Origin of the sequence: Pseudomonas sp. REP124 (genome assembly GCF_020164475.1) — a bacterium.
Taxonomy (GTDB): Bacteria; Pseudomonadota; Gammaproteobacteria; order Pseudomonadales; family Pseudomonadaceae; genus Aquipseudomonas.
The window spans coordinates 20,217-27,611 of record NZ_JAIQWX010000084.1; the positions used below are offsets into that span (position 1 = coordinate 20,217).

Genomic DNA, 7,395 nt, shown 5'->3' on the forward strand with positions numbered 1-7,395 from the left:
GGGCGTCCTTTTACAGAGTGAGTGTCAGGCTGACGGTGAAATTGCGCGGCTCGCCGGGGTTGACCCAGTAGTTGCTGTACGAGCGCTCGAAATACTTCTCGTCGAAAACGTTGTTCAGGTTCAGGCCGACCTTGAGGTTGTCCGTGGCCTGGTAATGCGCGAGCAGGTCGACGGTCTGATAGGCCGGCAATTCGAAGTCGCCGCCGGCTTCGCCCGAGCGATCGCCGACGTAGGTGAACGCTGCTCCGACATCCGAGCCGCGCAAGCGCCCGTCCTGAAATTCATAAACCCCCAGCAGGCTGCCGCTGCGCTTGGCCACGCCGAGAATCCGGCTGCCGGTGGGAATCACCGAGTCACCCTGGGTGACTTCGGCGTCGATGTAGGCGAACGCGCCGATCACCCTCAGCGCGTCGCTGACTTGCCCGGCGATTTGCAGGTCGAAGCCGCGGCTGCGCGCCTTACCCATGGCTCGGCTGGTGTCGGTGGCCGGATCGAGTGCGAGGACGTTTTCCTTCTCGATGTGAAAGGCGGCGAGGGTGCTGCTCAAGCGCTCGTCGAACAGCTCGCTCTTGATGCCGATTTCATAGCCGACGCCTTCTTCCGGGTCGAAGGATTTGCCGGCGGCGTCCAGGCCGTTGTTGGGTCTGAACGAAGTGGAGGCGTTGGCGAACAGGCCGACGTCGGGCGTCAGTTGATAGAGCAGGCCGGCGCGCTGGGTGAGGGCGTCGTGACGCTGATGGCTGCTGGCGCCGCGGGTGTGATCGTCGATGCGCTGCTCGAACTGTTCCATGCGCGCACCGAGCATGCCCCGCAGTTTGTCGGTGAAGATGATCTGGTCCTGCAGGTTCAGCGCGCGGCTTTCGACGTGTTCGAAAAAGTCTGTTCCGGAGCGCGCGCCGTCGGGTTTCGGCTGGCCGTAGACCGGCTGATAAATGTCGATGGCGTAGGGGCCGCCGGCAATGGTCGTGACTCGTTCATCCTTGCGGTAGTTTTCGTACTCGCTGCCGATCAGCAGTTCGTGCTGCCAGCTGCCAAGGTCGAAAAAGCCGCGCAATTCGAGCTGGGTGATGCTGTCTTGCCAGTTGTTGTCGCGCTCGCGATAGCGCCGGTTGACGGTGTGACCATCGGCATTCAGCGCGCGCTGTTCGGAGGCGAATCCCCAGAGCCGGCCTTCCTTGTAGTGGCTGGCCAGGCGCAATTGCCAAAGGTCGTTGAGCTGATGTTCGACGGCGGCCTGGAGCTGATTGTTGTGGTTGTCGATGTCGCCGTCATCGGGTTCGCCGAGGAAGGTCGAGCGGGAAACGCCGCTCCATTTGTTGTTCGGAGCAACGATGCCGCGATCGAAGGTCGAGCTGTGCCGGACGAATTCGCTCTGCACCAGCAGGCGGGTATCGGGATTGAGCTGCCAGCTGAACGAAGGCGCGACGAACACCCGCTGACTGTCGACGTGATCGCGGAAACTGTGATTGTCCTCCACGGCCAGATTCACCCGGGACAGGACATCGCCATGCTCATCCAGCGGCGTGTTGACGTCCACTGCCGTGCGATAGCGATCCCAACTGCCGGCGCTGGTTTGCAGGGTGGTGAAGGCTTCGGGTTGAGGCGTTTTAGTGACGATATTCACGGTACCGCCCGGATCGCCTCGGCCGTATAGGCTGGCGGCTGGGCCCTTGAGCACTTCGATGCGTTCGATGTTGGCCACGTCCGGCGTGCTCGGGTAGCCGCGATTGGCGCTGAAGCCGTCCTTGTAGAACTCCGAGGTGGTGAAGCCGCGCACGCTGTATTCGTAAAGGGTCAGGCCACCGAAGTTGTTCTGCTTGGATACGCCACCGGCGAAATCCAGCGCGCGCTCGACGCTGGTGCTGCCCAGGTCGTTGAGCACGCTGACGGGAACCACGCTGATCGATTGCGGAATATCGCGAATGGCGGTGTCGGTTTTGGTCGCGGTCGAAGAGCGGGTGGCGCGATAGCCATCGACGGGCCCGGTGGGGGACTGATAGTCGGACGTGACGCTGATGGCGTCCAGTTCCAGGGGGCGGGGTTCTTCGGCGAAGGCCGGATTTCCCAGCAGGCCGAAGGCGAAACCGGCGAGGGAGGCCTTTGTTCGAGACGACATGTTATGTTGTTCCAATTCCAAGAATTGAAACAATATAACATGTCTAATGAGGATGTCTTCCAATAGCCCGAGATTCTCGGGCCAGGCTTACTCTTCTTCTTTTTCCTTCACTGGCGCAGGCGGTGGACGCAGGCCGATTTCCGCCGTGAGCTTGAGCTCCTTGCCGTTGCGCATCACCTGGATCGTGACCTTGTCGGTCGGTTTGATCCGCGCGACCTGGTTCATCGAACGACGGCCATCGCCGGCCGGTTCGCCGTCGATGGTGAGGATCACGTCACCCAATTGCAGGCCCGCCTTCTGCGCGGGACCGTCGCGGAAAATCCCCGCGACCACGATGCCCGGACGCCCCGACAGACCGAAGGACTCTGCCAGCTCCTGGCTCAGAGGCTGCACCTCGATGCCGAGCCAGCCACGAATCACCTGGCCGTGCTCGATGATCGACTTCATTACTTCCATGGCCAGCTTGACCGGGATTGCGAAGCCGATGCCCTGAGAACCACCGGACTTGGAGAAGATCGCCGTGTTGATACCGGTCAGGTTGCCGAGGGCGTCCACCAGCGCACCGCCGGAGTTACCGGGGTTGATCGCCGCGTCGGTCTGAATGAAGTCTTCGTAGTTGTTCAGGCCCAGCTGGTTGCGGCCGGTGGCGCTGATGATGCCCATGGTCACGGTCTGGCCGACGCCGAACGGGTTGCCGATGGCCAGCGCGACGTCGCCGATGCGGATGCTATCGGAGCGGCCGACGGTGATCGCCGGAAGGTTCTTCAGGTCGATCTTCAACACCGCGAGGTCGGTTTCCGGGTCGCTGCCGATCACCCGGGCCAGGGTTTCACGTCCGTCCTTGAGCGCCACCACGATCTGGTCGGCACCGCTGGTCACGTGGTTGTTGGTCAGGATGTAGCCTTCCGGGCTCATGATCACGCCCGAACCCAGGCTCGATTCCATGCGTTTCTGCTTGGGCGAGTTGTCGCCGAAGAAGCGGCGGAACTGCGGATCCTCGAACAGTGGATGGCTGGGCTTGTTGATGACTTTGGTGGTGTACAGGTTCACCACGGACGGCGCGGCCGTGGTCACCGCGTCCGCATAGGACACCGGGCCTTCCTGCATGCTGGTGGTTTGCGGGGCTTGCTGCAGGTTGACGTCGAGGCTCGGAAGCCCGACCCATTGCGGGTAACGCTGGATAATCAACAGAGCGATAAGCACGCCGGCCAACAGCGGCCAGCCGGAAAAACGCAGCGCCTTGAGCATTAAACACGTCCTGAGAGAGTTGCAGGCGGTAAGAGACCGCTCATAATGTCGCGCATTATACGAGGCCGCGCGTGCCTCTGAACGGGATATTTAGGAGTCTTTTATGGCCGTCGCCCTGAGCACACTCGTCGAAGAAGCCGACCGTTACCTCAACGCTGCAAGGATCGCCGATTACTGCCCCAACGGCCTGCAGGTCGAGGGCCGGCCGCAGGTGATGCGCATCGTCAGCGGCGTCACCGCCAGCCAGGCCTTGCTCGATGCCGCGGTGGAAGCCAATGCCGATCTGGTGCTGGTGCACCATGGTTATTTCTGGAAGGGCGAGAACCCGTGCATCACCGGCATGAAACAGCGCCGCTTGAAGACTCTGCTCAAACACGACATCAGCCTGCTGGCGTACCACCTGCCGCTGGATCTGCACCCGGAGGTCGGCAATAACGTACAGCTGGCGCGGCAGCTCGACATCACCGTCGAGGGACCATTGGATCCTGAAAACCTCAAGGTCGTCGGACTGGTGGGATCGCTCAACGAGCCGGCAACGCCCCGAGATTTCGCCCGCCGCGTGCAGGAGGTCATGGGCCGTGAGCCGCTGGTCATCGAGGGCAGTTCAATGATCCGTCGTGTCGGCTGGTGCACCGGTGGCGGCCAGGGCTACATCGATCAGGCGGTCCTGGCCGGTGTCGATCTGTACCTGAGCGGCGAAGCGTCGGAGCAGACCTTCCACAGCGCCCGGGAAAACGACATCAGCTTCATCGCCGCCGGTCACCACGCCACCGAGCGCTATGGCGTCCAGGCGCTGGGCGATTACCTGGCGCGACGCTTTGCCCTCGAGCACATCTTCATCGATTGCCCGAACCCGATCTGACGCTTCCCCACCTGTAGGAGCGAGGCTTGCCCGCGAAGAACGATCACCGGTTGCATCAGGCACACCGCATTACCGTTCTTCGCGGGCAAGCCTCGCTCCTACGGGGGCGGGGACAAACTGGCAGGCATATTCATATGCCCTTTCGATCTAGCCCGCGCCCTGATTAGAAGCAGGTCGCTGTGCTAGGATCCCCGCTCGAACACGGCCCGCTGGCCGTTCATAAGAAAGTTTTCGTGAGTAGCCATGGTCGACAAACTGACGCATCTGAAACAGCTGGAGGCGGAAAGCATCCACATCATCCGCGAGGTGGCCGCCGAGTTCGACAACCCGGTGATGCTGTACTCCATCGGTAAAGACTCCGCCGTGATGCTGCACCTGGCACGCAAGGCGTTCTTCCCGGGCAAGCTGCCGTTTCCGGTGATGCACGTCGACACCCGCTGGAAATTCCAGGAGATGTACGCCTTCCGCGACAAGATGGTTGCGGACCTGGGCCTGGACCTGATCACCCACATCAACCCGGATGGCGTGGCGCAGAACATCAACCCGTTCACCCACGGCAGTGCCAAGCACACCGACATCATGAAGACCGAAGGTCTGAAACAGGCTTTGGACAAGCATGGTTTCGACGCCGCCTTCGGTGGCGCACGCCGCGATGAAGAGAAATCCCGCGCCAAGGAGCGCGTGTACTCGTTCCGCGACAGCAAGCATCGCTGGGACCCGAAAAACCAGCGTCCTGAGCTGTGGAACGTCTACAACGGCAAGGTCAACAAGGGCGAGTCGATCCGCGTTTTCCCGCTGTCGAACTGGACCGAGCTGGACATCTGGCAGTACATCTACCTCGAAGGCATCCCGATCGTGCCGCTGTACTTCGCCGCCGAGCGTGAAGTGATCGAGAAGAACGGCACCCTGATCATGATCGATGACGAGCGCATCCTCGAGCACCTGAGCGATGAAGACAAAGCCCGCATCGTCAAAAAGAAAGTGCGTTTCCGTACCCTTGGCTGCTACCCGTTGACGGGCGCGGTGGAGTCCGAGGCCGAAAGCCTCACGGACATCATTCAGGAAATGCTCCTGACGCGAACTTCCGAGCGCCAGGGCCGTGTCATCGACCACGATGGCGCAGGCTCGATGGAAGACAAAAAACGTCAAGGTTATTTCTAAGGGGCTGTCATGTCGCATCAATCTGATTTGATCAGCGAGGACATCCTCGCCTACCTGGGCCAGCACGAACGTAAAGAGCTGCTGCGCTTCCTGACCTGCGGTAACGTCGACGACGGCAAGAGCACCCTCATCGGGCGCCTGCTGCACGACTCCAAGATGATCTACGAAGATCACCTGGAAGCGATCACCCGCGACTCGAAAAAAGTCGGCACCACCGGCGAAGACATCGACCTGGCATTGCTGGTCGACGGCCTGCAGGCCGAGCGTGAGCAGGGCATCACCATCGATGTCGCCTACCGCTATTTCTCCACCGCCAAGCGCAAGTTCATCATCGCCGACACCCCGGGCCACGAGCAGTACACTCGCAACATGGCCACCGGTGCGTCCACCTGTGACCTGGCGATCATCCTGGTCGACGCCCGTTACGGCGTGCAGACCCAGACCCGTCGCCACAGCTTCATCGCCTCCCTGCTGGGCATCAAGCACATCGTCGTCGCCATCAACAAGATGGACCTCAAGGGTTTCGACCAGGACGTGTTCGAGTCGATCAAGGCCGATTACCTGAAGTTCGCCGAAGGCCTGAAACTGCAGCCGACCAGCCTGCACTTCGTGCCGATGTCTGCCCTCAAGGGCGACAACGTGGTGAACAAATCCGAGCGCTCGCCGTGGTACACCGGCCAGTCGCTGATGGAAATTCTCGAGACCGTGGAAGTGGCGGGCGATCGCAACTTCACTGACCTGCGTTTCCCGGTGCAGTACGTCAACCGTCCGAACCTGAACTTCCGCGGTTTCGCCGGCACCCTGGCCAGCGGCATCGTCAAGAAAGGCGACGAAGTTGTGGTGCTGCCGTCGGGCAAGAGCAGCCGCGTGAAATCCATCGTCACCTTCGAAGGTGAGTTGGAACACGCAGGTCCAGGTCAAGCGGTGACGCTGACCATGGAAGACGAAATCGACATCTCCCGTGGCGACTTGCTGGTTCACGCCGACAACGTGCCGCCAGTCACCGACAGCTTCGAAGCGATGCTGGTGTGGATGGCTGAAGAGCCGATGCTGCCGGGCAAGAAATACGACATCAAGCGCGCCACCAGCTACGTGCCGGGCTCCATTGCCAGCATCGTCAACAAGGTCGACGTGAACACCCTTGAAGAAGGTTCGGCCAGTGCGTTGCAGCTGAACGAAATCGGCAAGGTCAAGATCGCGCTCGACGCGCCGATCGCCCTCGACGGTTACGACAGCAACCGCACCACCGGTGCGTTCATCGTCATCGACCGCTTGACCAACGGCACCGTTGGCGCGGGCATGATCGTGGCTCAACCGGTTGCCCATGGCACCAGCACTCACCACGGCAAACTGGCTCACGTTGCCACCGAAGAACGTGCGCAACGCTTCGGCCAGCAGCCGGCCACCGTGCTGTTCAGCGGCCTGTCGGGCGCTGGCAAGAGCACCCTGGCTTACGCTGTGGAGCGCAAGCTGTTCGACCTCGGTCGTGCGGTGTTCGTCCTCGATGGCCAGAACCTGCGTCACGACCTGAACAAGGGTCTGCCGCAGGATCGCGCCGGGCGTACCGAGAACTGGCGTCGTGCCGCCCACGTGGCGCGTCAGTTCAACGAAGCCGGTCTGTTGACTCTGGCTGCGTTCGTTGCGCCGAGTGCCGAGGGTCGTGAGCAGGCCAAGGAGCTGATTGGTAAAGATCGTCTGATGACGGTCTATGTCCAGGCCTCGCCAACCGTCTGCGCCGAGCGTGATCCGCAAGGTCTGTACGCGGCGGCCGGGGATAACATCCCGGGCGAATCCTTCCCGTACGACGTGCCGCTGGATGCCGATCTGGTGATCGACACCCAGTCGGTTTCGCTGGAAGAAGGCGTCAAGCAAGTGCTGGATCTGCTGCGCAAGCGTGGTGCGATCTAAGGCAAGGGCAGCGGTGAGCTTCTAGCTTCAAGCTGCAAGAAAAAGCCCGCGGACAGGTGACTGTCTGCGGGCTTTTTTGTGTCTGTTCGGACGCGTTCGC

General features: G+C 61.5%; 5 protein-coding genes. 3 read left to right on the plus strand and 2 right to left on the minus strand.

What is annotated here, in order from left to right; all coding sequences use genetic code 11:
* Window positions 1–10: 10 nt before the first annotated feature.
* Together K9857_RS19540 and algW are read right to left on the minus strand one after the other, a co-directional pair.
* Window positions 11–2,116 carry a TonB-dependent siderophore receptor gene (locus tag K9857_RS19540; RefSeq protein WP_224538412.1) on the minus strand — a complete coding sequence of 702 codons (2,106 nt, stop codon included), beginning with the start codon at window positions 2,114–2,116 and terminating at the stop codon, window positions 11–13.
* Window positions 2,117–2,203: 87 nt separating this feature from the next.
* Window positions 2,204–3,364 (minus strand): Do family serine endopeptidase AlgW, encoded by a 1,161-nt coding sequence (gene algW / locus K9857_RS19545; protein WP_224538415.1) that lies wholly within the window; start codon window positions 3,362–3,364, stop codon window positions 2,204–2,206.
* 103 nt (window positions 3,365–3,467) lie between these two features.
* On the opposite strand from algW, the gene K9857_RS19550 reads away from it, so the two are divergent.
* The 3 genes from K9857_RS19550 to cysN all read left to right on the plus strand — a co-directional run bounded on the left by K9857_RS19550 (window position 3,468) and on the right by cysN (window position 7,295).
* The gene (locus K9857_RS19550; protein ID WP_224538417.1) at window positions 3,468–4,226 is read left to right on the plus strand and encodes a Nif3-like dinuclear metal center hexameric protein; all 759 of its coding nucleotides are present in this window, start codon (window positions 3,468–3,470) and stop codon (window positions 4,224–4,226) included.
* Between the two features lie 243 nt (window positions 4,227–4,469).
* On the plus strand, window positions 4,470–5,387 hold the full coding sequence (gene cysD, locus K9857_RS19555) for a sulfate adenylyltransferase subunit CysD (RefSeq protein ID WP_093226702.1): 918 nt from the start codon (window positions 4,470–4,472) through the stop codon (window positions 5,385–5,387).
* A gap of 9 nt (window positions 5,388–5,396) precedes the next feature.
* The gene (cysN, locus tag K9857_RS19560; protein ID WP_224538419.1) at window positions 5,397–7,295 is read left to right on the plus strand and encodes a sulfate adenylyltransferase subunit CysN; all 1,899 of its coding nucleotides are present in this window, start codon (window positions 5,397–5,399) and stop codon (window positions 7,293–7,295) included.
* Window positions 7,296–7,395 lie beyond the last annotated feature (100 nt).